The organism is Xenorhabdus budapestensis, assembly GCF_017743015.1.
Lineage (GTDB): Bacteria > Pseudomonadota > Gammaproteobacteria > Enterobacterales > Enterobacteriaceae > Xenorhabdus > Xenorhabdus budapestensis.
On the sequence record NZ_CP072455.1, the window covers coordinates 412501 to 436862 of the forward strand.

Annotated in this window: 18 protein-coding genes and 2 rRNA genes (1 of these 20 running past the window's edge); 11 read left to right on the top strand and 9 right to left on the bottom strand. The window is 42.6% G+C overall.

Annotated features, from left to right (window positions below):
• Both HGO23_RS01680 and rrf read left to right on the top strand, forming a co-directional pair.
• A 23S ribosomal RNA gene (locus HGO23_RS01680) occupies window positions 1-1437 on the top strand (it extends 1472 nt beyond the left edge of the window).
• Window positions 1438-1569: 132 nt separating this feature from the next.
• A 5S ribosomal RNA gene (rrf, locus tag HGO23_RS01685) occupies window positions 1570-1685 on the top strand.
• 76 nt (window positions 1686-1761) lie between these two features.
• Here the strand turns inward: rrf and HGO23_RS01690 are convergent.
• Window positions 1762-2421: a GntR family transcriptional regulator gene (locus HGO23_RS01690; protein ID WP_209027745.1), complete on the bottom strand. Its 660-nt coding sequence runs from the start codon at window positions 2419-2421 to the stop codon at window positions 1762-1764.
• 309 nt (window positions 2422-2730) lie between these two features.
• On the opposite strand from HGO23_RS01690, the gene HGO23_RS01695 reads away from it, so the two are divergent.
• From HGO23_RS01695 to HGO23_RS01710, 4 genes are all read left to right on the top strand, one after another.
• Window positions 2731-3498, top strand: coding sequence for a LamB/YcsF family protein (locus HGO23_RS01695; protein ID WP_209027747.1), 768 nt, complete (start codon window positions 2731-2733; stop codon window positions 3496-3498).
• Window positions 3499-3529: 31 nt separating this feature from the next.
• A complete protein-coding gene (locus HGO23_RS01700; RefSeq protein ID WP_099137099.1) occupies window positions 3530-5134 on the top strand; it encodes a 5-oxoprolinase subunit B/C family protein in 1605 nt (534 codons plus the stop codon).
• 5 nt (window positions 5135-5139) lie between these two features.
• Window positions 5140-6918, top strand: a complete 1779-nt coding sequence (locus tag HGO23_RS01705; RefSeq protein ID WP_099137100.1) for an acetyl/propionyl/methylcrotonyl-CoA carboxylase subunit alpha — start codon at window positions 5140-5142, stop codon at window positions 6916-6918.
• A gap of 338 nt (window positions 6919-7256) precedes the next feature.
• Window positions 7257-9317 carry a TonB-dependent receptor domain-containing protein gene (locus HGO23_RS01710; RefSeq protein ID WP_209027749.1) on the top strand — a complete coding sequence of 687 codons (2061 nt, stop codon included), beginning with the start codon at window positions 7257-7259 and terminating at the stop codon, window positions 9315-9317.
• A 95-nt stretch (window positions 9318-9412) separates the two neighbouring features.
• Here the strand turns inward: HGO23_RS01710 and frdD are convergent, their stop codons facing one another.
• Genes frdD through HGO23_RS01735 form a run of 5 tightly spaced genes read right to left on the bottom strand, consistent with a single transcriptional unit; the run spans window position 9413 to window position 12914 of the window.
• Window positions 9413-9766, bottom strand: a complete 354-nt coding sequence (gene frdD / locus HGO23_RS01715) for a fumarate reductase subunit FrdD (RefSeq protein ID WP_209027750.1) — start codon at window positions 9764-9766, stop codon at window positions 9413-9415.
• 16 nt (window positions 9767-9782) lie between these two features.
• On the bottom strand, window positions 9783-10175 hold the full coding sequence (gene frdC, locus HGO23_RS01720; protein WP_099137104.1) for a fumarate reductase subunit FrdC: 393 nt from the start codon (window positions 10173-10175) through the stop codon (window positions 9783-9785).
• A gap of 17 nt (window positions 10176-10192) precedes the next feature.
• A complete protein-coding gene (locus tag HGO23_RS01725) occupies window positions 10193-10924 on the bottom strand; it encodes a succinate dehydrogenase/fumarate reductase iron-sulfur subunit (RefSeq protein WP_099137106.1) in 732 nt (243 codons plus the stop codon).
• Window positions 10917-12713 carry a fumarate reductase (quinol) flavoprotein subunit gene (gene frdA / locus HGO23_RS01730; protein WP_209027752.1) on the bottom strand — a complete coding sequence of 599 codons (1797 nt, stop codon included), beginning with the start codon at window positions 12711-12713 and terminating at the stop codon, window positions 10917-10919. The genes HGO23_RS01725 and frdA overlap by 8 nt, the downstream gene beginning before the upstream one ends.
• Window positions 12714-12755: 42 nt before the next feature.
• Window positions 12756-12914 carry a hypothetical protein gene (locus tag HGO23_RS01735; RefSeq protein WP_209027754.1) on the bottom strand — a complete coding sequence of 53 codons (159 nt, stop codon included), beginning with the start codon at window positions 12912-12914 and terminating at the stop codon, window positions 12756-12758.
• A 981-nt stretch (window positions 12915-13895) separates the two neighbouring features.
• On the opposite strand from HGO23_RS01735, the gene HGO23_RS01740 reads away from it, so the two are divergent.
• From HGO23_RS01740 to epmA, 3 genes are all read left to right on the top strand, one after another.
• The gene (locus tag HGO23_RS01740) at window positions 13896-14228 is read left to right on the top strand and encodes a hypothetical protein (RefSeq protein WP_209027756.1); all 333 of its coding nucleotides are present in this window, start codon (window positions 13896-13898) and stop codon (window positions 14226-14228) included.
• Between the two features lie 62 nt (window positions 14229-14290).
• Window positions 14291-14638, top strand: coding sequence for a hypothetical protein (locus HGO23_RS01745; RefSeq protein WP_099137110.1), 348 nt, complete (start codon window positions 14291-14293; stop codon window positions 14636-14638).
• A 262-nt stretch (window positions 14639-14900) separates the two neighbouring features.
• Window positions 14901-15878, top strand: coding sequence for an elongation factor P--(R)-beta-lysine ligase (gene epmA / locus HGO23_RS01750; RefSeq protein ID WP_209027757.1), 978 nt, complete (start codon window positions 14901-14903; stop codon window positions 15876-15878).
• A 63-nt stretch (window positions 15879-15941) separates the two neighbouring features.
• Here the strand turns inward: epmA and glpQ are convergent, their stop codons facing one another.
• Both glpQ and glpT read right to left on the bottom strand, forming a co-directional pair.
• Window positions 15942-17021, bottom strand: a complete 1080-nt coding sequence (gene glpQ, locus HGO23_RS01755) for a glycerophosphodiester phosphodiesterase (protein ID WP_209027759.1) — start codon at window positions 17019-17021, stop codon at window positions 15942-15944.
• A 315-nt stretch (window positions 17022-17336) separates the two neighbouring features.
• The gene (glpT, locus tag HGO23_RS01760; protein WP_099137115.1) at window positions 17337-18686 is read right to left on the bottom strand and encodes a glycerol-3-phosphate transporter; all 1350 of its coding nucleotides are present in this window, start codon (window positions 18684-18686) and stop codon (window positions 17337-17339) included.
• Between the two features lie 951 nt (window positions 18687-19637).
• On the opposite strand from glpT, the gene HGO23_RS01765 reads away from it, so the two are divergent.
• Both HGO23_RS01765 and HGO23_RS01770 read left to right on the top strand, forming a co-directional pair.
• Entirely contained in the window at window positions 19638-22799 is a 3162-nt protein-coding gene (locus tag HGO23_RS01765; RefSeq protein ID WP_209027761.1) for a thioester reductase domain-containing protein, read from the top strand.
• Window positions 22787-22987 (top strand): MbtH family NRPS accessory protein, encoded by a 201-nt coding sequence (locus tag HGO23_RS01770; RefSeq protein ID WP_047679202.1) that lies wholly within the window; start codon window positions 22787-22789, stop codon window positions 22985-22987. Before HGO23_RS01765 ends, HGO23_RS01770 begins: the two co-directional genes overlap by 13 nt.
• A gap of 191 nt (window positions 22988-23178) precedes the next feature.
• Here the strand turns inward: HGO23_RS01770 and HGO23_RS01775 are convergent, their stop codons facing one another.
• The gene (locus HGO23_RS01775) at window positions 23179-24279 is read right to left on the bottom strand and encodes a glycerol dehydrogenase (RefSeq protein WP_099137118.1); all 1101 of its coding nucleotides are present in this window, start codon (window positions 24277-24279) and stop codon (window positions 23179-23181) included.
• Window positions 24280-24362: the final 83 nt, after the last annotated feature.

Below are 24362 nucleotides of genomic sequence, written 5' to 3' on the forward strand. Positions count from 1 at the left end.
GCGGGTAGGTGGGATAACCCGGCAAATCCGGTTATCCGCAACACTGAGGCGTGATGACGAGGCACTACGGTGCTGAAGTGACAGATGCCCTGCTTCCAGGAAAAGCCTCTAAGCACCAGGTAACACGGAATCGTACCCCAAACCGACACAGGTGGTCAGGTAGAGAATACTCAGGCGCTTGAGAGAACTCGGGTGAAGGAACTAGGCAAAATGGTGCCGTAACTTCGGGAGAAGGCACGCTGGCGCCAGGTGAAAAGACATGCTCTTGGAGCCGAGGCCAGCCGCAGATACCAGCTGGCTGCAACTGTTTAATAAAAACACAGCACTGTGCAAACACGAAAGTGGACGTATACGGTGTGACGCCTGCCCGGTGCTGGAAGGTTAATTGATGGGGTCATCCTCAGGGAGAAGCTCTTGATCGAAGCCCCAGTAAACGGCGGCCGTAACTATAACGGTCCTAAGGTAGCGAAATTCCTTGTCGGGTAAGTTCCGACCTGCACGAATGGCGTAATGATGGCCAGGCTGTCTCCACCCGAGACTCAGTGAAATTGAACTCGCTGTGAAGATGCAGTGTACCCGCGGCAAGACGGAAAGACCCCGTGAACCTTTACTATAGCTTGACACTGAACCTTGAGCCTTGATGTGTAGGATAGGTGGGAGGCTGTGAAGTGCGGACGCCAGTCTGCACGGAGCCATCCTTGAAATACCACCCTTGAATGTTTGATGTTCTAACGTAGGCCCGTTATCCGGGTTGCGGACAGTGTCTGGCGGGTAGTTTGACTGGGGCGGTCTCCTCCCAAAGCGTAACGGAGGAGCACGAAGGTCAGCTAATCACGGTCGGACATCGTGAGGTTAGTGCAAAGGCATAAGCTGGCTTGACTGCGAGCGTGACGGCGCGAGCAGGTACGAAAGTAGGTCTTAGTGATCCGGTGGTTCTGCATGGAAGGGCCATCGCTCAACGGATAAAAGGTACTCCGGGGATAACAGGCTGATACCGCCCAAGAGTTCATATCGACGGCGGTGTTTGGCACCTCGATGTCGGCTCATCACATCCTGGGGCTGAAGTAGGTCCCAAGGGTATGGCTGTTCGCCATTTAAAGTGGTACGCGAGCTGGGTTTAGAACGTCGTGAGACAGTTCGGTCCCTATCTGCCGTGGGCGCTGGAAGATTGAAAGGGGCTGCTCCTAGTACGAGAGGACCGGAGTGGACGCACCACTGGTGTACGGGTTGTCATGCCAATGGCACTGCCCGGTAGCTAAGTGCGGCAGAGATAACCGCTGAAAGCATCTAAGCGGGAAACTTGCCTTGAGATGAGTCTTCCCTGACTCCTGGAGAGTCCTGAAGGGCCGTCCGAGACGAGGACGTGGATAGGCTGGGTGTGTAAGCGTTGCGAGACGTTGAGCTGACCAGTACTAATGCCCCGTGCGGCTTAACCTGACAACACCGAAGGGGTTTTGTGGGTTTGAGAGACGAGAGAAAGACAGGGTTTCAGGTATATTTTCGATAGGCGCGGAAGCGGTGACGGACGAAAATAACAAGCAGCTTGTTCGGGATTGAATACAGGATTTGTCTGGCGGCAACAGCGCGGTGGTCCCACCTGACCCCATGCCGAACTCAGCAGTGAAACGCCGTAGCGCCGATGGTAGTGTGGGGTCTCCCCATGTGAGAGTAGGGCACTGCCAGACATCAATTCAGTCAGAGAAGCCATCCGTCCCCGGATGGCTTTTTTGCGTTTGGGGTAATAGTTTATTTTTTCAGTTGTTATCCGTTATTTTTGCGAGAATAAGCAGCCAGTACGGTTCTTTCTGATAAATCCAGATAATCTTCCATTTTCTGCGCCGCTAATTCTGTCTGATTAGAATCCAGAAGCTCTAGAATATAGGTATTCTTATCGACATAAGGGGCGTATAACAATTCAGGTTCATTCAAGAGGCCAAAAGCTAAACGGAGTTCTGCCGAAATATTGCGGTAGAATGTCATTAATCTTTCACTGTCAGTTAGTTCTACGATAGCAGCATGGAAACACATATTGGCTGTACCAACTCTGACCCAATCTTGCTGGTTCTGACATTGCTGGGCATTTGTTACTGCTTCACGCATTTTGGTAACAGCAGGGTGCATAGGGTATGCCTGCATAAGTGCTTGGCATTCAATCAGCTTTCTGACTCGATAGATATCAATAATTGACGCAATATCAGGTATTGCTACAAACACACCACGATTGGGTTGGTGTTTTAATAACCCTTCTTGAGTAAGAGTACGGAATACTTCCCGTAAAGTATTGCGGGAAATTTTAAGTTGCTCACTTAGGATTGCTTCTGATAAGCGTTGTCCGGGTAATAATTCCCCGATAACCAGTTTATTTCTTATGATTTCTGTAATTTTCTTACTCAAAATTTGAGGAGAACTCTCTCTTTTCATAGTTATCCATTGGGTGTAGCTGAGAAAAGTGCTTTTGGTGTTCAAAAGTTAATCTTCACATATTCTTGAATAACCAGCAAGTTACGATTATTTGCCTAACATAAAATGACATGATTCTTTTCATCCTAATCCTAACATTGTGTATTTCAATATTGTCTACCTCAATATTACGTGCTTGAGAATTTGGTTGGGAATATGAATAAAGTGATCTCTGTTGGATTTTTACACTATATATACTAATTTTATTTGATTATTTTCTCGTCAGAAATTATCTATTGTTCAACAATATGACAATGATGATTTAACAATATGATGAATGTAATTGATTTAAACAGCGATCTTGGTGAGAGTTTTGGACAGTGGAGGATGGGAAATGATGAGGAAATGCTGGGGATTGTTAGCAGTGCAAATGTTGCCTGTGGCTTTCACGCAGGTGATCCGGCAGGAATTTTGCAGACCCTGAAATTAGCGGAGGAAAATCAGATCGTTATTGGGGCTCATGTTTCTTATCCTGATTTAGTTGGTTTTGGCCGTCGTAATATGGATCTCGCCAGCCATGAACTTACTGCAGATGTGATTTATCAGATTGGTGCTTTGCAAGGACTAGCTACATCAATAGGAACAACAATCAGTTATGTAAAACCACACGGTGCGCTTTATAACACGATAGCTAATGATAAACAGCAGGCTTTGGCGGTTATTGAGGGCATATTGGCAATTAACTCAAATCTTGCATTGATGGGATTGGCTGGCTCAAATATCCTCCGGCTGGCGCAAGAAAAAGGTCTGAAAACTATCTCTGAGGCCTTTGCAGATCGTGCCTACACATCGAAAGGAGAATTGGTTTCCCGTCGTGAAGAAGGTGCTGTATTGCATGATGCTAACTATGTTGCACAGCGTATGTTGCAGTTAGTAACAGAGGGAGGAGTGGAATCTATTGATGGAAAATTCACCCCTATTGAAGCAGATTCTATTTGTGTACATGGTGATAGCTTAGGGGCGCTGGATATGGCCAGACAAATAAAAATTGTCCTGCAACAGGCAGGGATCACCATTCGATCATTTATCCATTCATAACCACATAGATTAATGATTTCAGGAGATAGCCTTGCGTTTTTTACCTGTTAATTTTAATTCCATTATGATTGAACTCAGTGGATTGACAGAAACACTGATGTTGTTTGATTCGCTGAATATGACACCGATCCCTGGGATTGAAGAGATTATTCCGGCGGCGAGAACTTTAATGATCCGTTTTCACCCGATGACAATTTCAGTTTATCAATTGGTAGATGAGATTCAGAATCGAAGTCTGCAAACATGCCGCTATGTGAGTGGAAAACAGATTGAGATCCCTGTGTGCTATAAGGGTGAAGACTTAGCTGCTGTTGCTGAAATACTGGGAACCTCAATACAGGACGTTATACGCCAACACACCGAAAATGAATATATGGTGGCTTTTACTGGATTTGCGCCTGGTTTTGCTTACATGATTTCGGATATTGCACAATGGAATATTCCTCGTCGCAAAACACCAAGAACACGTATTCCCGCGGGCACAGTTGCCTTGGCGGGGGAGTTCAGTGGTATTTATCCTCAGGCAAGTCCCGGAGGTTGGCAACTGATTGGTATTACGAATGAACGCATGTGGGATCTTTCGCGCCCTGAACCTGCTTTATTACAACCGGGTAATCGTGTCAGTTTCCGAAATGTTGAACGAGGTATTGTAACGGTAAGTTTGCCTGAAAAATCGTCTATTCCTGATGAAACTTTTGCTGAAATGTCTCCGGGGAAAAATTTTTGTTCTTTGGAAATATTATCTGTTGGGCTACAAACATTATTCCAAGATTTAGGGCGTTTTGGAAAATCAGGGCTGGGAATATCGGCATCTGGTGCAATGGATAAAAGTGCCTTACGTAGTGCAAACCGTATCGTTGGTAACCCTTCTGATCAAGCATGTTTAGAAATAGTGCAAGGAGGATTTAAAGCTGTCGCCCGAGGGAAAATAATTATTGGGGTTACCGGGGCTTTATGCCCAATTCGAATCAAAACCCCGCAAGGGGAAATTTTGCATGTAAACTCTTATCAACCTATTGATTTAAATGATGGAGATGAAATCACATTGGGAATGCCCAATGCGGGAATGCGTTCTTATCTGGCTGTCAGAGGTGGTTTTATTATTCCTGAAGTGCTGGCCAGTCGTTCATTTGACACGCTGTCTAATATTGGCCCTGTACCAATAAAACCTGACGATAGATTAGTCGTAGGGGAAACATCTCACTGTGCCGCGGTATCTGTTTCTGAAGCACCTGCATTCGTAATGCCAAATAAAGATGATGTTGTGGTATTGGATATATTCCTCGGCCCTCGTACTGACTGGTTTGAGCAGACATCAATTGATTTGTTACGAAACCAAATCTGGCAGGTAACTCCACAATCCAACAGGATTGGTTTGAGGTTAAATGGTGAGTACACACTATCACGTATTAAGCACGAAGAATTACCGAGTGAAGGAACTTGCAGTGGTGCGATACAAATTCCGGCCAGTGGGCAGCCAGTATTGTTTCTGGCAGATCATCCTGTGACTGGTGGATATCCTGTTATTGCTTCTGTGGCACATTACCACCTTGATCTTGCTGGTCAGATCCCGATCAATGGCAAAATTCAATTTAATCCCATCAATCAATTTTACGAAATCCAGGGGAGTAAATAGCGGCAATGAACACTACTGTTAACAATATAAAAAAGACTACAAATAAGGTATTGATTGCCAATCGTGGTGAAATTGCTGTTCGCATCATTCGTGCTTGTCGTGACTATGACATACAAACGATAGCTGTTTATGCAGATTCTGATATCGATGCACAACACGTGCAATTAGCAGATGAAGCGTATGCTTTAGTAGGAAGCAGTCCCGCAGAAACCTATCTTAATATTCCACGTTTACTGGAAATTGCAAAGCAAGCGCAGGCAACGATGATCCATCCCGGATACGGTTTTTTGTCTGAGCGAGCTGAATTTGCCCGTGCTGTTATTGATGCGGGGTTGATTTGGATTGGCCCTAACCCTGACACAATTGACGAATTGGGAAATAAAGTTAAGGCACGTAAAATTGCCCGGCAAGTTGGTGCTCCCTTGGTGGCAGGAACTGCAGAGCCTGTCAAAGATGTGCAGGAAGTTATTGCTTTTGCGGAGGAACATGGTTTACCGATTGCCATTAAAGCCGCATTTGGTGGTGGAGGTCGTGGTTTGAAAGTGGCCTGGCGACGGGATGAAGTTGAAGAACTTTACTATTCCGCAATACGTGAGGCGACAGCCGCTTTTGGGCGGGGGGAATGTTTTATTGAACAGTTCCTGAATAAACCGCGTCATATTGAAGCGCAGGTAATTGCAGATAAATACGGCAATATCGTTGTGCTTGGCACCCGAGACTGTTCCTTGCAGCGCCGGAATCAGAAACTGGTGGAAGAAGCTCCGGCTCCCTTTTTAACTCAGCAGCAACGGGAACGCATTCATCAAGCGGCAAAAGCGATTTGTGCGGCAGCCAATTATGTTGGAGCGGGGACGGTCGAGTTTTTACTCAGTGCTGATGGTTCGCTCTCTTTCTTAGAAGTGAATACTCGCTTACAAGTAGAGCATCCTGTTACGGAAGAAACAACAGGTATTGATTTGGTCATTGAACAGTTGAGGATTGCAGAAGGTTATCCGTTAAGCATCCAAGAGACACCTGAACCAAGAGGGCACTCATTTGAATTTCGCATCAATGCAGAAGATGCCGGAAAAGGTTTTTTGCCCACTTCCGGCGCTATTACAGAGTTTCTCCCGCCTTCTGGTCCCGGTATTCGTCTGGACTCCGGTGTAATGAGTGGTTCTACAATCCCCGCTGCTTTTGATTCATTGATGGCAAAACTGATTGTCACAGGAACAACGCGTGAGCAAGCTCTTGCCCGTGCACGTCGGGCATTACAAGAATTTAAAATCAGTGGAGTAGCCTCAGTTTTACCTTTCCACCGAGCTGTAATCGAACATCCTGATTTTGTCTCAGGAGATAATTTCAACGTTCATACCCGCTGGATTGAAACAGACTTTGCCGATGAACTGGAGGCTTCGCTTCGTCAGATCCCGGCTGAGGACAAGCATATCACCCGCACATATATTGAAATTGATGGTCGCAGGCATCAATTGGGCTTGTCATCAGATTTATTGGCAGGTTTAGCGAAATTAGCGTCTGCCAGTGAGAAGCAATTTTCTCAGCCAATAACAAAGCAAAAAAAGTCGCAAGATCCCCGTCAGGTAAAGGCACCTATTTCCGGCATTCTGCATTCTTGGTTAGTTCAGGAAGGGGAGCAAGTTAATGAAGGTGATGTGATTGCTGTGATGGAAGCCATGAAAATGGAGGTACAGATCCGTGCACATCGTTCAGGGAGAATCACATTCTGTGCTCAGGCAGGGAATTATCAGGATGCAGACCGAGTTTTGGCCAGAATAGAGTATTAATATTTTATCTAAAAAACCAACGGGTATAAATTTATACCCGTTTGAGCTTTGAGGTGAAGATCTCACTCAGGCTTTTTATCGTCATCAACTTCTTCATTCTATTCAATAAATAAACCTGCCTTTGTGGACTCAGATCGTCAACAAATCTTCGCTAAGAGCTAAGAGCTAAGAGCTAAGAGCTAAGAGCTAAGAGCTAAGAGCTAAGAATAGTGGGATTTGTTGGGACCTGATTTCGAATCTAAATAGTTAAAATAAACGATAGTCACTTAAGGTTATTTACATTTCCTATAGAAATGTAAATAATAATAATTCTCAATCATGTTTTAACTAAAAAATGTATGTCTAAAATTACCAAAATTTACGCAAGCTTGGCTAAAAGTGGTCTGTGTGTTCCTTTGATGTCTGCATCTATGCTGACAGTCGCTATCTCTACTAACGCATTAGCAAACACCGAAGGGTCAATCAAAAAATCAACGGCAACTGGCGATACACTCGTTGTTATTGCAGGTAACAATGCAGAACAAGAGAGTGGAAAAGTCAACCGTAACGAAATTAAAGTCAGACAGGCACAAAGTGTCGGTGAGATTTTAAAGAATGTACCGGGCGTTCAAGCGGGTCACCCTAGCGCTTTAGGGCAGCGCTTTAAAATCCGTGGCATGGATGATCAGTTCATCAACGTAACGGTTGATGGTGCACGGCAAGAGGGATATCACTTCCATCATGCGGGGAATTACGGTATAGACCCTGAAATGCTGAAGCAAATTGATATCAGCGTTGGTACTAATAGTATTACCTATGATACCGGAGCCCTTGGCGGTGCATTAAAATTTGAAACCGTTGATGCTGGTGATTTATTAGAGCCGGGCCAATTATTTGGTACAAAAGGCAAATTAAGTTATGTTAGTAATGGTTCTGAGTTCCAGCAATCTTTAGCAACTTATGGCAGAATGGGAGCAGTTGATTTATTAGGCTACTTTAACCATCGTAATATGAATGATGCTGAATCGGGCAGAGATAGCCGCGGAAGAGATTCAATTCCTACCGATGGGAAACTGGTCAATTATTTATTAAAAGCGAAATTCAATCTGACTGATGATCAGTACATCAGTGTATCAAGAGAACGTTATCAGAATGATGCGGATACTAATTTCAGATTGAATTTTGGTTCGGACATCAATAAAGGGAAAAAAGGAAAGTACGTTGTAGAGCGTGATGCTTATAATCTTACTTACAGATATGTACCAGTCGATAATGACTTCATTGATTTAAAAATTTCTGCCTATCACACAGAACAAAATTTCAATCATATGAGGGAAGTCGGTGGGCCTGGAAAGGGATTTGACAGTATTGTTGAAACTCAAGGCATTAGGGCGCGTAATGTCTCTAATTTTGATACCCAGAAATTATCCCATGTTTTAACTTATGGGTATGAATATTTTGATACCAGAATGGCATACACTGATGTATCAGAAAATGTACACAAAAAAGCAGTAGAAACAGGAAAGTCATCATCTGTTTATTTGGAAGATGATATTCAAATTGCTGATTTCCATTTCATACCAGGTGTCAGATGGGATCATTACAAATACAACACTATTAATAAAAACCATGAACCTTTTGAGAGAACTTATGCTCGTTTCTCAAAAGCACTTGGTTTGAAATACGAACTTGGAGCGTCAACCACATTATTTGCCAATTATACCGAACTTTTCAGAGGGCCATTGGGCAAAGAGATTGGTCTGGGGCCAAGCAATCACAATGCTAACTTGAAAACTACAACAGGGTACAACTTAGAAACTGGCGTAGCGGGAACATATCCTAGTATTTTTGCTGAAAACGACTCATTTACTGTAATTGGTAAAGTATTCCAGACCAATTTTAAAAACCTGTCTACGACTTTAGCTAAAAGAGAGCTACACAACATCCCAAAATCCAGATTGGAAGGGTTTGAATTAGCGACTAAATATAAACTGGATAACTGGTCCTTAAGAGCGACTTACGCCAAAGCGAATAATAAAATTATGCAAGGTAATGAGTTGTTTGACAGAAGATTAGAGTTCACACCAACTATTGGTGATTCTTTTACCATTGGGGGAAGTTACTTGTTTGATAAAACTGACATTGAACTCGGTTGGAATTCCCGATTTGTCAGGTCAGCAGACGCGAAAGGGACAGATAGTGGTCGGGTTGTAAATGTACATAAATCAGGCTATAGCGTCAGTGATATGTATATTTCCTGGGCTCCGAAAACGGGCTCATTTAAAAACACAGAAATCCAGCTTGGTATCGATAATATCTTCGATAAACGTTACAACGAACAGTCTTACTATCTGAATATTTATAAAGGGCAAGAAGAAAAAGGCCGCACATATAAAGCGACAATTTCTTATAAGTTCTAATGAACAGGTCTTAAAGGTTGCAAAAATACCTTTCGTAAAAAGTCTGCGGTTTATCCGCAGACTTTTTACAGGATAGCTTGCTAAAATTAGCGCTATTACAGCGTAAAAATCCCAATCAAGGCAACCACAGTCAGAATCGCGGCTGCACCATAAAACCCCCATTGACTGGCGGGAATATGAATTTTCAGATCGTGCATACCGTGATGAATACGGTGCAAACCACACCATAAAGGCAGGCTAATCATCAGCAGCAAAAAGATGCGGCCAATAAAACTCTGACAAAATGTCAGAATGCGTTCATAAGAAAGCGCTTCCGGTGCTAGTCCCAGTGGCAGCAAAATACCTAGTAGCAGGATAATTGCAGGCCCAACAATGGCACTCCACATACCACCTGCACCAAACAGGCTCCAGAAAATCGGTTCATTGGAACGTTTTGGTACTTGATTCATCAGATCCTCCTTGGGGTTAGAGCAGTGCTACACCGAGAATAACGGCACTAGCAATGATAGTGGTTGCCCACAGTAGTTTGACAACCGGTCCCGGTGGAATTTTTTCACTTTTGATAATGATATTGAGAGCCTTGGGAGCCAGCTCAAACCACGTTTTGGTATGCAATAATGAAGCCAGCAGGGTGATAACATTAATCAGCAATACCAGCGGATTTTGCAGGAAAGAGACAAACCCTGCCCAATTTTCGGGGCCGCCTTTCAAAGCGAACAGGCCATAGAGCACTAAAATACTGAACCAAACGGTAGGAATAGCTGTCCCTTCACGCAGCATATAGAATCGATAGAATCCCAATTTATGCCACCAATTAGGCTCCATGCCACGTACATAAGGTTTACGTTTTGTTGCCATTATTCTTTCCTCCCTTATTATGGTTTCAGCATAGAGATAATGAAATCTTTGGCACTTTCTGCTTTGCTTTGTTGAATTGCACCCGCTGGATCAACATGCTTCGGGCAAACCTCAGAGCAATAACCGACAAACGTACAAGACCAGACGCCATTATCGCTGTTGATCTGTGGCATCCGCTCTTTTTGGCCGTGATCTCGATTATCAAGATTATAGCGGTGCGCCAGTGTGACTGCGGCAGGGCCGATAAACTCAGGATTCAGGCCAAACTGAGGGCAAGCTGCGTAGCATAGGCCACAGTTGATACAGCCGGAGAATTGATGATACTTCGCCATCTGTGCCGGAGTTTGCACATTCGGGCCATCAGAGGGTTTGCGCTCATTGCCGATGATATAAGGCTTGATGGCTTCCAGGCTCTCAATAAAATGAGTCATATCCACCACTAAATCCCGTTCAATCGGGAAATTCCCTAATGCTTCAACCTTCAGACTTTGCGAATAATCACGCAGGAAAGTCTTACAGGCCAGTTTTGGTACGCGGTTCACCATCATGCCGCAGGAACCACAGATTGCCATACGGCAAGACCAGCGGTAAGACAGGTCAGGGGCCAGATTATCTTTAATATAGCCTAAGGCATCCAACAGAGAAGTCTGCTCATCGTAGGGCACTTCGTAAGTTGCAAAATATGGCTCATTATCGATTTCCGGGTTATAGCGCATGACTTCCATTTTCAGTTTTTTCATCTCAGTCATTCGCTTGCTCCTTCTGTTTTTTCTCTTGGGCTGTAGCTTCACCGCCATAGACCCGTTTTGCTGGTTGGGATTTAGTGATCTTCACATCACTGTATTCCAAATGTGGGGCACCTTCCGGGTTATAGAAGGCCAGTGTATGTTTCAGGAAGTTTTCATCATCACGTTCTGTGCAGCCTGTATCAAGGCGCTGGTGAGCGCCGCGGGACTCTTTACGGTTCATGGCCGAGTGAGCCATACATTCAGCGACATCCAGACTAAATCCCAGTTCAATGGTATAGAGCAGATCAGTATTGAATACACTGGAGCGGTCACTGATTTGGATGTGTTTAAAACGCTCTTTCAGTTCAGCAATCTTATCAATCGTCTTCTGCATTAACTCAGGAGTACGATAAATACCGCAACCTTCTTCCATTGAGGTTCCTAACTCATCGCGTATTTTCGCCCAGTTTTCATTACCTTGCTGATTCAGCAGCTTATTGAGTTTAGCTTCGATATCGCGGGCTTGCGCAGCCAGTGCATTTTCATTGGCAGATATAGCTTCCTGAGCGTGTTTAACAGCCTTTTCACCCGCCAGACGACCGAAGACCACCAGTTCTGCCAGTGAGTTAGAGCCAAGACGGTTTGCACCATGCAGGCCAACCGAAGAACACTCTCCAATGGCAAACAGCCCTTTGATACGGGTTTCACATTGTTGATTGGTTTCGATTCCACCCATCGTGTAATGCGCTGTAGGGCGAACGGGGATCGGTTCTTTGACCGGATCAACACCTACATAGGCTTTGGCTAATTCACAAATAAATGGTAAGCGCTCAAGTAATTTCTTCTCACCCAGATGGCGTAGATCCAGATGCACAACATCACCACGTGGTGTTGCAATGGTCCGGCCTGCTCGCCATTCATGCCAGAATGCCTGCGAAACTTTGTCGCGTGGCCCCAGTTCCATATATTTATTTTCCGGATGACCGAGTGGAGTTTCTGGCCCCAACCCGTAATCCTGTAGATAGCGGTAGCCATCTTTGTTAACCAGGATCCCACCCTCACCCCGGCAACCTTCGGTCATTAGGATCCCTGATCCCGGTAAACCGGTTGGGTGATACTGCACAAACTCCATATCACGCAATGGAATACCGTGGCGGTAAGCCATACCCATACCATCGCCTGTCACAATGCCACCATTGGTGTTGTAGCGATATACACGTCCGGCGCCGCCGGTAGCCATAATGACCGCATTTGCGCGAATTTGAACTTTGCTTCCTTCCATCATATTCAAGGCGACCAAACCGCGTGCTTGACCTTCATCAACCAGAATATCAAGGACAAAATGCTCATCAAAACGCTGGATTTGAGGATATTTGAGCGAGGTTTGAAATAGTGTATGCAGCATGTGAAAGCCGGTTTTATCGGCAGCAAACCATGTGCGTTCAATTTTCATGCCGCCAAAACGACGAACATTGATAGAACCATCTTCCTTACGGCTCCATGGGCAGCCCCATTGCTCCAATTGGATCATTTCCGTTGGACAATGTTTGACAAAATATTCAACCACATCCTGTTCACATAGCCAATCGCCACCAGACACCGTGTCATTGAAATGAAAATCATAGGAGTCATGAGATTGAGTGACAGCGGCTGATCCACCTTCTGCGGCGACGGTGTGGCTGCGCATAGGATACACTTTGGAAATCAGGGCAATTTTGAGTTGGGGATTAGCTTCAGCCGCAGCGATAGCTGCCCGTAGACCTGCGCCACCGGCTCCGATAATTACTAGATCAGCATTGAAGGTTTGCACTGTACTTCTCCGTTGTTTAAGTGTGGGTTCAAACTAAATAAATCAAAAATCAGTTAAAGGAACCGTTGTGTTATTACTCATTTGTTTCTTTATTTTTGCTATGCTGAAGTAATATTTATTATTATTTATCAATGCATTATTTGTAGTGATGTTATACTCTTCGTCTTTCAAGTCGCCTCTTTGTTGGCTGAGCTCACTCACTCCGGTCACCGTTTTTATAAACATCCGGTTATCTATGCTTCCGGTAATTAATGAGAGGCTCCTGCCTCTCATCGGAGGCCAGCCTTTGGCTGGGTAAATTCGTTTCCGACGAATTTGTCATTCCCTTGCCGCCGCGATACATCTTGAAATCCATTGGGTATATGAGTGATTTTCTATATTTTAACGAGAGAGGTTCACTATCTGTTATTTTTTGTATGGTTTAATTATAGCGAATAGTGTCGGGAGTAAATTTGATATAAATGCGTATTTTGTATGATTTTCCCTGCAAAACGTGATCTGAGACAGGTTTTTTACTTATTGGTATGATGCATGCGATGATGAAAAATAATTTATCAAATTTTTTGATAAAAGTAAGAGATAAACACATTTCTGTAATTAATGACGATTTCATTTTAAAAAAAATTATCAGTCAGAATATTAACTGAATAAAAAATACTTATTAAATAAGTCATTTAACAATAAGGTATGTCCGTATTATATTTTTAGAGTAATTTTTACATATGAGTTTTTTTAATGGAAATATGGAATTAAATATAAATGTTGTTTTATTTTGATAATGGGAATTGTGTGATTTTTTCATTAATCAGTAATTTAAAATATTTTCTTTGACATATCAATAATCATCATCTAACTTTTATATATAGTTTTTGATTAGAATTTATCTTCTTTGGGTCACATTTAATAAGTTTCCAGTTTTATATTTATTCGAAATTTAGATTGGTAAAAAGGAAATGTAATATATTTTCCTGAATAGGGGTGAGAAAACTCTTGCATAATCATAAATCAATATCTTATCCCTATTCTATATAGGGATTTAGCACCAATTAAAAATAGGGGGATTTTCTTCCACTTAATTGATGGTTATATTCTGATGATATTGTGGTTTTCAATTCAGAGTTAGATCTCTACTGAATTTTGTTTGTGTTTTTTATATAAATAATTATCTAAAGGAATAATCATATGAATATTAAAGATAAATCAATATCAGCCAATACATTAACAGCCAATACATTAACAGCTGGTGAGGTATATTACGACGTAAAAATTCTTAGGTTGCAGATTTTCGGTCTGGAAGACAGAAGCAGTGGTGTTAGGATCACAGTCCATCATGATCAGTATGGTGTTCTTTTTTATGCACTTGCAGCTCCTAATCAGGAAATAGGCGGAATTGCAATATATATGGGGTTATTGGAGTCTTTACTCAAAAGATCTATAGTAAGAATAAAAGCTACTGGATATCATGGTGAACCAGAAGTTGGTTTAATTTCAGGTGCTACATTTAGTACAGTGTAAAAATAATCTTGACTAATTCACTTTTAAGAAATTTATTAAAAATTAGTGAAAGGAGTAATCACATGAACAGCAATGATAAATCAGTATCAAATGAGATACGAGAAGATGATGAAACAACTATTTACAATGTAAAAATTGTTGGGGTAGAGGCTGATGTTTTATTTAGTAATATTGAAATAAAGTTTGTGGATTCACACGGATTTCATTTTGAAAAATTTTATTTAGCATACCCTGAACATCGTATAAGTGGAGAAGGAATATATATCACATTACTGTTAGCTTTAAACGATTCATTTCTTGTATCATTAAAACTCACCAAGATTACTTATCCAGAAAAACTTAGTTATATCTCAGGTGTTAGGGTTGAAATTCCGGGTGTAATACCTGATCCTCATGCTCCTTGGAATTAAGATGAGATACATTTTCCTACTTTCTACTTTCTTTGACTCCAATAGAATCTTCTGGCATTTGGACACGGATGTTCATATTATTCAATGGAATCACAATGAAAGTTTAAAATTTATGTTTTATTATCTTCCGTACAGAGATGAGAGAGATTCTGGTCACTTATATTGCCGAGAATAATTGCTTGCCAATTTCATATTGAAAATTTGTCTGGTGGCCCTGATATGAGTAAACTATGCCTTTTGTTTTATTTGGAGTCATAGCAACATGAATGAAGTCGCGGATTGGCAGCCAACTGCCTCTATCGCCAACCTATTGAAAAGAGCAGAGATTCTGACAGAAATACGGCGCTTTTTCGCAGATCGTGGGGTGTTGGAGGTTGAAACACCTGCCATGACTCAAGCGACCGTCACTGACGTCCATTTTGTTCCTTTCCAGACACGATTTGTCGGGCCTGGCGCGGCGGATGGCTTGCCTCTGTACCTGATAACCAGCCCTGAATATCACATGAAACGTTTGTTGGCAGCAGGTAGCGGTTCTATTTACCAGATGGGAAAAAGTTTCCGTAATGAAGAAGCGGGGCGTCACCATAATCCTGAATTCACCATGCTAGAATGGTATCGTCCGCATTACGATATGTATCGTTTGATGAATGAAGTGGATGATCTATTGCAGCAAATTCTGGATTGTGAAAGTGGCGAATCTCTTTCTTACCAGCAGGCATTTATTCGTTATTTGGATATTGACCCTCTGACTGCAAGCAAGGAAAAACTGCGTGAAGTAGCGGCAAAACTTGATCTCAGCAATATCGCTGATTGTGAAGAGGATCGGGATATCTTGCTGCAATTGCTTTTTACCATGGGGGTTGAAACGCACATTGGGATTGAAAAGCCGACGTTTATCTACCATTTCCCTGCATCCCAGGCGGCATTGGCAGAAATCAGTAATGAAGATCATTGTGTTGCCCAGCGCTTTGAAGTTTATTTCAAAGGCATGGAACTAGCGAACGGTTTCCGTGAACTGACAGACAGCAAAGAGCAGCGCCTGCGTTTCGAACAGGATAACCGGAAACGTGAAGCAATGGGGTTGCCTGTACAGCCGATTGATGAGTACCTGCTTGAAGCATTGGCTCATGGTATGCCGGAATGTGCCGGAGTTGCATTGGGGGTTGATCGCCTGATTATGCTGGCACTAGGTGCAGAGAGGATCAGCGAAGTGATCGCATTTCCAGTGGGAATCTCTTAACCTGAACTTCATTGAGTATAAAGGGGACATTAAAGTTGCCCCCTTTTTTCATGGTGATATTGATTACTTATGTTCGTGATGTTTTTCCAGGAATTTCACGGCTAAATCAGGGAAATCGGTGAATGCACCATCGACATTTGCTTTGTCAAAAACGATATTAAACAATTGATTTCCGCTGGTGGCGTATTTTGGCAGTTGGTCAATACGGATAGTGTATGGATGTACCACCAGATGACTGGCGTGAGCTTCTTTCACCATACCAGTCAATTTAATGTTGTTTGGTGTAGAATCACTGGCGATCAGCATATGGTAATCAGGGCCAATACCGTCAGCATATTTTGCCACTTCTTTCATTGCGCCCGGCTTAAACATCCAGTCGTAACTGTAGTTTCGCCACGTGCCATCTGTTTTTTGCTCGTAGGTTTCATTCCAGTCAGTGTAAGCAATAAGCTGAACAAGTTTCAGATCCATTCCCAATTTTGGTTCCAGCTCATTTTTGATGCGTTTCAGCTCATTGGCATCAAAACATTGCAGATAGACTTTATCGTTCTTTTTGGTATAGCCATATTGTTTTAGTATTTCCAATACTTTAGTTGTGATGTCTTTTCCTTCCTGACGATGGAACCATGGAGCTTTGATCTCAGGATAAATACCGATATCTTTTCCGGTAGATTTGTTCAGACCTTGAATAAATTCTAGTTCTTCCTGAAAAGTGTGAATACGAAAATCCGATTTTCCCATTGGAAAACGGCCAGGATAGTTTTGTACTTTTTTGCCATCCTTAATATCAAAACCTTCAGTAAATTTCAGTGATTTAATTTCTGGCAAAGTAAAGTCGATGGCATAATAGCGCCCGTCAGTACGAGCACGGTTCGGGAAACGTTCTGCGACATCGGTTACGCGATCAAGATAATGGTCGTGCAGTACAATAAGTTGATCATCCTTAGTCATAACCAAATCTTGCTCAAGGTAATCCGCTCCTTGCGCATAGGCCATTGCTTTGGCGGGTAATGTGTGTTCAGGTAAATAACCGCTGGCACCACGATGGGCGATAACAATTTTATCTGTTGCAGCATGTGTAATACCTGACATTGATGATGTTAACAGAAGACCGGTCATAATAGCTTTAATAGGGATCTGCATAGGAACTCTCCATTTATTCTAATAAAAATCTTGAATAAAGAATGATATTACTTACTACTGTACTGATTTTTCTTCAGATTATGTTTATATCTAATCCTGTCCTATCTGTTATTAAATGAACAGAAATAAAAAATGGAATTGGTCTTTTGTATTCAAATAATAATTTTAAATTATGAAAACAGACATTGTTTAGGTTGAAGGTTTAGGGCGTTTATCTCAGAAAATGAAAGATTCAGTATAGCTAATGAAATCGCAGTACAACTTTATTGTACTGCGAATGATATGGTTATTAATCAACGTATTTCAGTTATATTTTTAACCTTGGCGAGCCATTTCTTGCTTGTGTTTGTTTTCACTTATCATAACAAACAGCAATAGAATAACGGACAGGATGCTACCACCGACCATGATCATAAAGCCGCCATCCCAGCCTGCGAAGTCAACGGTGTAACCGACAATGGCGCTGGCTGCTACCGAGCCACCCAAATAGCCAAACAGGCCAGTAAAGCCAGCCGCAGTACCTGCTGCTTTTTTTGGTGCTAATTCAAGGGCATGTAGTCCTATCAGCATAACAGGGCCGTAAATCAGGAAGCCAATCACCAGCATACAGATCATATCAACAGTCGGATTACCTGCCGGGTTCATCCAGAAGACAATAGTGGCGATGGTAACAAGTGTCATAAAGAAGACACCAGTAGCACCACGGTTGCCTTTGAACACCTTGTCAGACATCCAGCCGCACAGCAACGTACCAGGGATACCTGCGTATTCATACAGGAAGTAAGCCCAGGAAGATTTATCCAGTGCGAAGTGCTTAACTTCTCTCAGGTAAGTTGGTGACCAGTCAAGAATACCGTAACGCAGCAAGTAAACGAATACGTTGGCAACCGCAATCATCCACAGTAGTTTGTTAGGCAGAACGTACTGCATGAAAATTTCTTTTGCAGTCAGTTCACTTTCATCTTTTTCTGTGTAATCAGGTGGATAGTCGTTTTTGTACTCTTCGATTGGTGGTAAACCACAGGATTGTGGGGTATCACGCATCAGAGCGAAGGTGATCATGGCAACTAGGATAGCCGCAAATGCAGGCATATAGAGAGCCGCTTTCCAGTCATTGAACCATGCCATACCTAGGAGGAATAGCAATGGTGGCAAACCACCGCCAACGTTATGGGCGCAGTTCCAGATAGAAACAATCCTGCCACGCTCTTTTTGTGACCACCAATGAACCATAGTACGGCCACAAGGAGGCCATCCCATACCCTGGAACCAGCCGCACAGGAACAGCAGAACAAACATGATAGCAATGCTTGAAGTTGCCCACGGCACAAAGCCCATAAATAACATTACGGCTGCTGCAAGTATCAAACCCGCTGGCAGAAAGATACGTGGGTTGGAACGGTCGGACACGGAACCCATAATGAACTTTGAGAATCCGTATGCGATTGAAATACCCGATAGAGCGAAACCAAGGTCACCTCTGGAAAAGCCTTGTTCTACCAAATACGGCATTGCCAGAGCAAAATTTTTCCTCACCAAATAATAGGCAGCATATCCAAAGAAAATCCCTATAAAAATTTGCCAGCGCAAGCGACGATAGAATGGATCTATTTCTTGCGCAGGCAACCGGGTTTTGTGGGACGCCGGCTTAAAAATACTTAACATGTTTGTCTCCACATGACTATTAATATGGATAGTATGGACTAGTATGAGCGAATCACCACAGCTTACTAGTGATAAGCAGTAAACGAAAATTCGAATTGATTTTTTCTATATCGAAGAAAATAATAGCTAAAACAGACTCATACATCTGTAAGGTATCGATAACATATAGATATAATTTCGTATTGTTCGTAATTTTGAGCGATTTATGGATTTTTTGAAATATATTTTATTTTTATTATCGTGATTTACGTCACAATTAAAGATGTTTGTTTGTTATTTTTGAGCGTTTTTAGTTCGTTTATGTTCTTTCGCACATAAAGGACTACTATTGTTGAGGGAATTCGGAAGGTGCTTTAATCATATATGTCATTTACACAAGTATAAAAATTCTTAAACATATAGAAATAAATTGGCAGTGATATTTTCGCTTGTATTATTTTTAGTTGATAACTATTTCTGTATCGTGTTTTTTTATTTAGCTATGGGAGCTATTTTTATTTACATGCTTGACGTTTTTTATAACACAGTTACAAATAAAATGTTTGAATTTCTATTCGGAAATAATGGATATTACCACAAATAGTTATTCATATTCATGAGATGGGTTTTCATGAAGACATGAATAGTTATTTATAAAATAAAACACAATAATATCAAAGCGATGAAGTGGTGTATAAGGCGTAATACACTCTATTCGTTAATAAGGATCCTATCCATTTATGGGTTGATTGTTTAATTAATAAAAAATTGTAAAAAATATTAATTAATTAGTTGTTAAGTTTTTATGATACTTTTTGAAGTTTATTTTTTTAATTCAGTTAAAGTCAACATAAGGTATTTGGAGTAGCCCGATGTGGACAATAGCTGAAATTTATTGACTAACAGCAAAAATATCTCCATTCGTCATAAAAAATGATGAAATAAAATGGAGAACAGAATGAGAACATCATTATGAATACTTACACACACAAGGCAATATTACACACAGCATTTACTGGGCAAAAATCTTCATTCTCCAATAATCCTGATATTAATGGCAATAATATCAGTTACATGGAAAAGAAACTTCAACCATGGTTTGATAATGTACCATCTCGATTAGCAAAACTGGCAAAAACCATGCCGAATGACACTGCTGTCTCGGATCAACATGGAACGTTGGCATTTGGTGAATTACAGAAACGGGTCATGAATGCAGCAAATGTTTTGCGTTGCAATGGTGTCACAATGGGAAGTAATGTTGCTATTGCAGCCGAGAGAGGTATTCCATGGTTTATCACTATGCTGGCGGCCTGGCAACTTGGAGCAGTGTACATTCCCCTCAATACCATGATGCCAGAAAAGCGTTTGAACGATATTCTCGCCAGTTTACCGGAAAGTATTTTGGTATCTGATGATACAGTATCAATGGGATTGAAAGCATCAACACATATTCCTTTGGAACTCCTTTCAAATACTGGCGGGAAAGTAACAGAACGTATTGATATTCCTGAGTTGGGTGATCATCCAGCCTACGTGATGTTCACCTCCGGCTCTACCGGGCTACCAAAAGCTGTACAGGTACAGCATGACAATCTAGCGGCCTGCTTGTGTGCATTTGGGAAATTACTGTCAGTCAATCAAAACGATCGCATGCTTGCACTGACAACTTTCTCTTTTGACATTTCATTGGTCGAGTTGCTGTTGACTGTTGTTCATGGCGGCAGTATCTACATTACATCAATCGATACCCAACGTGACGCGATGGCGTTGTCTCAGACACTGTCTGATCCTCAATTTACACTTGCTCAGGCAACACCAGTCACCTGGTCAATGGCTTTGAATGCAGGCTGGGAACCTCGCTCAGATATGAGTATGATTTGTGGAGGAGAGGCTCTGTCACAAGATCTGGCGGATCAACTGACCGCATCTGGTGGAACTTTATGGAATGCTTATGGCCCGACGGAAACTACAATCTGGTCGACAGCATTCTGTATGAGAAAAGGGGATAAGGTGCAATTAGGTGGGCCAATTCCCGGCACCAGTATCACAATTGTGGATAAGTATTTATGCCCTGTACCTAAAGGAACTGTAGGAGAAATCCTGATTGGTGGGTTGGGTGTGACAGCAGGATACCGCAACAATCCCACTGAAACCGCTAAACGATATGTTCCTGATGTAAAACAAAAAGGTAGAAGGGCGTATCTGACCGGTGATATGGCACGTATGCTTGAAGATGGTTCTCTCATTTATATGGGAAGACAGGATGATCAGGTAAAAGTACGTGGTTACCGTATTGAATTGGGTGAAGTAGAAATTGCGTTGAGAAAACAAAGTGGTGTCCAGGATGCCATCATCCGTGTGGCAGGAAGCGGTGATCTTGCCAGGATACAGGCATTCGTCTTATTTGACCCTAATATGGTTGTACCTGATGAGTGGGTTCGGGAGACTCAGGTAGCATTAAGGGAACGCCTGCATGAAGCCTGGATACCTACTGAATATTATCGTATCCCTTATATCCCTTTGACGAGCAGTGGCAAGCGAGATAGAAAGCGTCTGGAAGAAGTGGCAGAACGTCTGAATGCCAGCTACGACATTGTGCAGCCTCAGACAGAAACCGAAAAACGGGTTTATGCTATCTGGCGCGATCTGTTGGCAGTCGACACCTTTGGTATTACGGATGATTTCTTCCAGATTGGCGGGCATTCCATCTTGGTTGCCCGTATGGTGGAGCATCTTGAAAAAGCATTCTCACTCAGGATCCCTATTTCTGGTATCTATGTTGAACCCACTATCGCCAGAATTTCGGCCATTCTGGATGAAATGATCGAGGTACAGAAAAGTAATCCGGCTCAGCTTGCAGGAAATTATCACAGTGAAGCGCTTATCCAGCAACATGCAGAAACACTGAGAAAAGACGTTTACCTGAAAGAGAGTGTACGCCCGGATGGTTTACCTCATGCAAACTGGTATAAACCTGATACCGTATTGCTGACGGGAGCTACCGGATATCTTGGCCTGCATTTACTGGAACAATTGCTGAAACAGACTTCGGCTCAAGTTATCTGTTTGTGCCGTGCTGCTGATGAAAGACATGCGCGTGACAGGATCAAGGCTGGTTTTGTGAATTACCAGATTGATGTGGGTAATGAGCTTGATCGCGTAGATTTTGTGATAGGAGATTTAGGGCAGCCTCGTTTCGGTCTGTTGCCGGAAACCTGGGAGAAACTTGCGCAAGATGTTGACGTAATTTATCACAATGGTGCGTTGGTTAACTTCATTTATCCTTATAGTGCACTGAAAAGTATTAACGTTGATGGCACCAGAACCGCACTGGAATTTGCCTGTACTTCACGCTTGAAACACTTCCATTATGTTTCTTCCGTGAATGCCTTGTTTGCGACTGAATCACCTCGTCCATTTATGGAAGATGATCGTGCTATGAGTGAAACCGTACGTGATCCTTCCGGTTATTCCGGCAGCAAGTGGGTATCAGAAGGGATCATCAACATTGCCCGTAATCGGGGTGTGCCAGTGAGTATTTATCGTCCCGGTTTGATCCTTGGGCATACTCGTACAGGTGCTGCACAGGGGAATGATTATCTTATCGCATCCCTGAAAGGTTATCTGGCAATGGGATTCTACCCTGACCATGCGTTGCTGCTTGATATTATACCGGTTGATTATGTTGCTGAGTCATTGGTGCATATCTCTAAACAGCCTGAATCTGCCGGGAAATTTTTCAACTTGTTTAACCCTGTACAAGTCTCTATCCGGCAGTTCTTCGATTGGGTGCAGGAATTTGGTTATATCCTCAATCCAGTGCCATTCAACGAAGGGAAAGAGAAAATTCTTGCTTTGGATGACTCTCATCCGCTGTATCCACTGATTCCGTTGATTCGGGATATGGCAGAGAAACCTTATCGTGCATTGGATCCTGCTTATATTCATGAAATCCAGCCAGAGTTAGAGTTGAAACAGACAATGGCAGCATTGGAAGGAACAAATATTCAGTGTCCGGTAATTACATCTGAATATGTCCACCAGGTATTGCGTTATTTGATAGGTATTGGATTCCTGCCACGGGTACTGTCAGAAAGCTACAAACAGGAGGCTTTATCATGCAGCAACTAACAGGAAATGAAACTGAGGTTTGGATGGTTGTTATCAACATTAAAAAGCAGTACTCGATTTGGCCTGATGAATCTCTGATCCCAATTGGTTGGATGGCAACGGGTAAGAAAGGTTCTAAGGAAGAGTGTCTTAACCATATTGCGAGTATATGGCCAGAACCAACAAAACAAGTCGTTGATGTCCATTAAGAATGATGGATGAACGTGAATAGATAATATTATTTTATGGAGGGCATGGTCTTGAGAGGCCATGCCCATTTATTTTCCCGTCATTTTCTTTTACTTCCTTTCGGCTATGAAAAGACGTTCAAGAAGTAGTGACAGCTCTCACATAAAATCAGAGCGGAGAAACCCGCTCTGAAACTGATGGCACTGCCTCATCAATACAACCAATCTTTACCCATTCGATCTGCTGCCAGAATTGCAGCGTAGACTTGTTCTGGGGTTACGGTAAATGGCATATTGTGAATGGTTTCCCCTTCAGCACAACTAGTTATAGCAACCTGCATTATTTTTTTGTGTAGGTTCTCATTCTCTCGTAGGCCAAGTTGCTCTAGTGTAACCGGGAGGCCGACTTGTACACAGAAATCGAGTACTGTTTCTAACTCTTCACTTGGGCTATTTTCCAATATCAGTTGTGTTAACGTGCCGAATGCCACTTTTTCACCGTGATACAGATGGTGGCACTCTTCCAGCGTGGTAAAACCATTGTGAATGGCATGGGCTGCGGCAAGCCCCGCGCTTTCAAAACCAATTCCACTATGGTAAGTGTTGGCTTCAATAATATTTTCAACTGCGGGTGTCATGACTCCGGCCTCTACTGCCAGCTTCGCTTTAAAACCTTCTGCCAGCAAAGTGTCATAGCACAGTTTTGCCAGAGTCAGCCCGGTTAGAGAAGTTCCGCCACCAGCCATGGTCAGGTTATGGGCTGTACTGCTGGCACGTGCTTCAAAATAGGTCGAGAGAGCATCTCCCATACCAGATACAAATAGGCGAACAGGGGATTTGGCAATAATACTGGTGTCTACCAACACAATATCGGGGTTTTTGGGGTAGAGTAAATAACCATCAAATTTTCCCAATTCTGTGTATAAGACGGAAAGCGCACTGGTAGGGGCATCTGTTGAAGCAAGAGTCGGAGAAAGAACAGTCGGCAATTTCGCTTCGTGTGCCACTGCCTTAGCGGTATCAAGCGTTTTTCCACCACCAATCCCAATCACCGCCTGACACTGGTTATTTGATAAAATGGCTGACAGGCGTTGTATTTCACTACGGCTGCATTCACCGTTGAAAACTTCAAAATGGCTGGTTACCTGGTGTTCTTTCAGGCTTTTGCTGACGGTATCTCCAATGAGATTCATCACAAAATTATCAGCAATCACGAAAACATGGTCAGCAAGTATTTTAGTATATTGACCGATGTGGGATATCGCATCTGGTCCTTGGATATATTTGGATGGAGACTGGATCACTTTCAGCATAAGACATATTCCTTCTTCACTGGAAACCTGATACGGACTGTCACAACGTTGGTGTGTGGCAGGTTATTAGTGGTTTCGGATAA

Excerpts from the sequence above, each read along its gene's own strand:
- glpT (WP_099137115.1), bottom strand. The coding sequence starts at position 18,686 with ATGTTAAGTATTTTTAAGCCGGCGTCCCACAAAACCCGGTTGCCTGCG.
- frdC (WP_099137104.1), bottom strand. The coding sequence starts at position 10,175 with ATGGCAACAAAACGTAAACCTTATGTACGTGGCATGGAGCCTAATTGG.
- HGO23_RS01775 (WP_099137118.1), bottom strand. The coding sequence starts at position 24,279 with ATGCTGAAAGTGATCCAGTCTCCATCCAAATATATCCAAGGACCAGAT.
- HGO23_RS01770 (WP_047679202.1), top strand. The coding sequence starts at position 22,787 with ATGCAGCAACTAACAGGAAATGAAACTGAGGTTTGGATGGTTGTTATC.
- epmA (WP_209027757.1), top strand. The coding sequence starts at position 14,901 with ATGAATGAAGTCGCGGATTGGCAGCCAACTGCCTCTATCGCCAACCTA.
- frdD (WP_209027750.1), bottom strand. The coding sequence starts at position 9,766 with ATGAATCAAGTACCAAAACGTTCCAATGAACCGATTTTCTGGAGCCTG.
- HGO23_RS01745 (WP_099137110.1), top strand. The coding sequence starts at position 14,291 with ATGAACAGCAATGATAAATCAGTATCAAATGAGATACGAGAAGATGAT.
- HGO23_RS01710 (WP_209027749.1), top strand. The coding sequence starts at position 7,257 with ATGTCTAAAATTACCAAAATTTACGCAAGCTTGGCTAAAAGTGGTCTG.
- glpQ (WP_209027759.1), bottom strand. The coding sequence starts at position 17,021 with ATGCAGATCCCTATTAAAGCTATTATGACCGGTCTTCTGTTAACATCA.
- HGO23_RS01765 (WP_209027761.1), top strand. The coding sequence starts at position 19,638 with ATGAATACTTACACACACAAGGCAATATTACACACAGCATTTACTGGG.
- HGO23_RS01725 (WP_099137106.1), bottom strand. The coding sequence starts at position 10,924 with ATGACTGAGATGAAAAAACTGAAAATGGAAGTCATGCGCTATAACCCG.
- HGO23_RS01695 (WP_209027747.1), top strand. The coding sequence starts at position 2,731 with ATGATGAATGTAATTGATTTAAACAGCGATCTTGGTGAGAGTTTTGGA.
- HGO23_RS01705 (WP_099137100.1), top strand. The coding sequence starts at position 5,140 with ATGAACACTACTGTTAACAATATAAAAAAGACTACAAATAAGGTATTG.
- HGO23_RS01690 (WP_209027745.1), bottom strand. The coding sequence starts at position 2,421 with ATGAAAAGAGAGAGTTCTCCTCAAATTTTGAGTAAGAAAATTACAGAA.
- HGO23_RS01740 (WP_209027756.1), top strand. The coding sequence starts at position 13,896 with ATGAATATTAAAGATAAATCAATATCAGCCAATACATTAACAGCCAAT.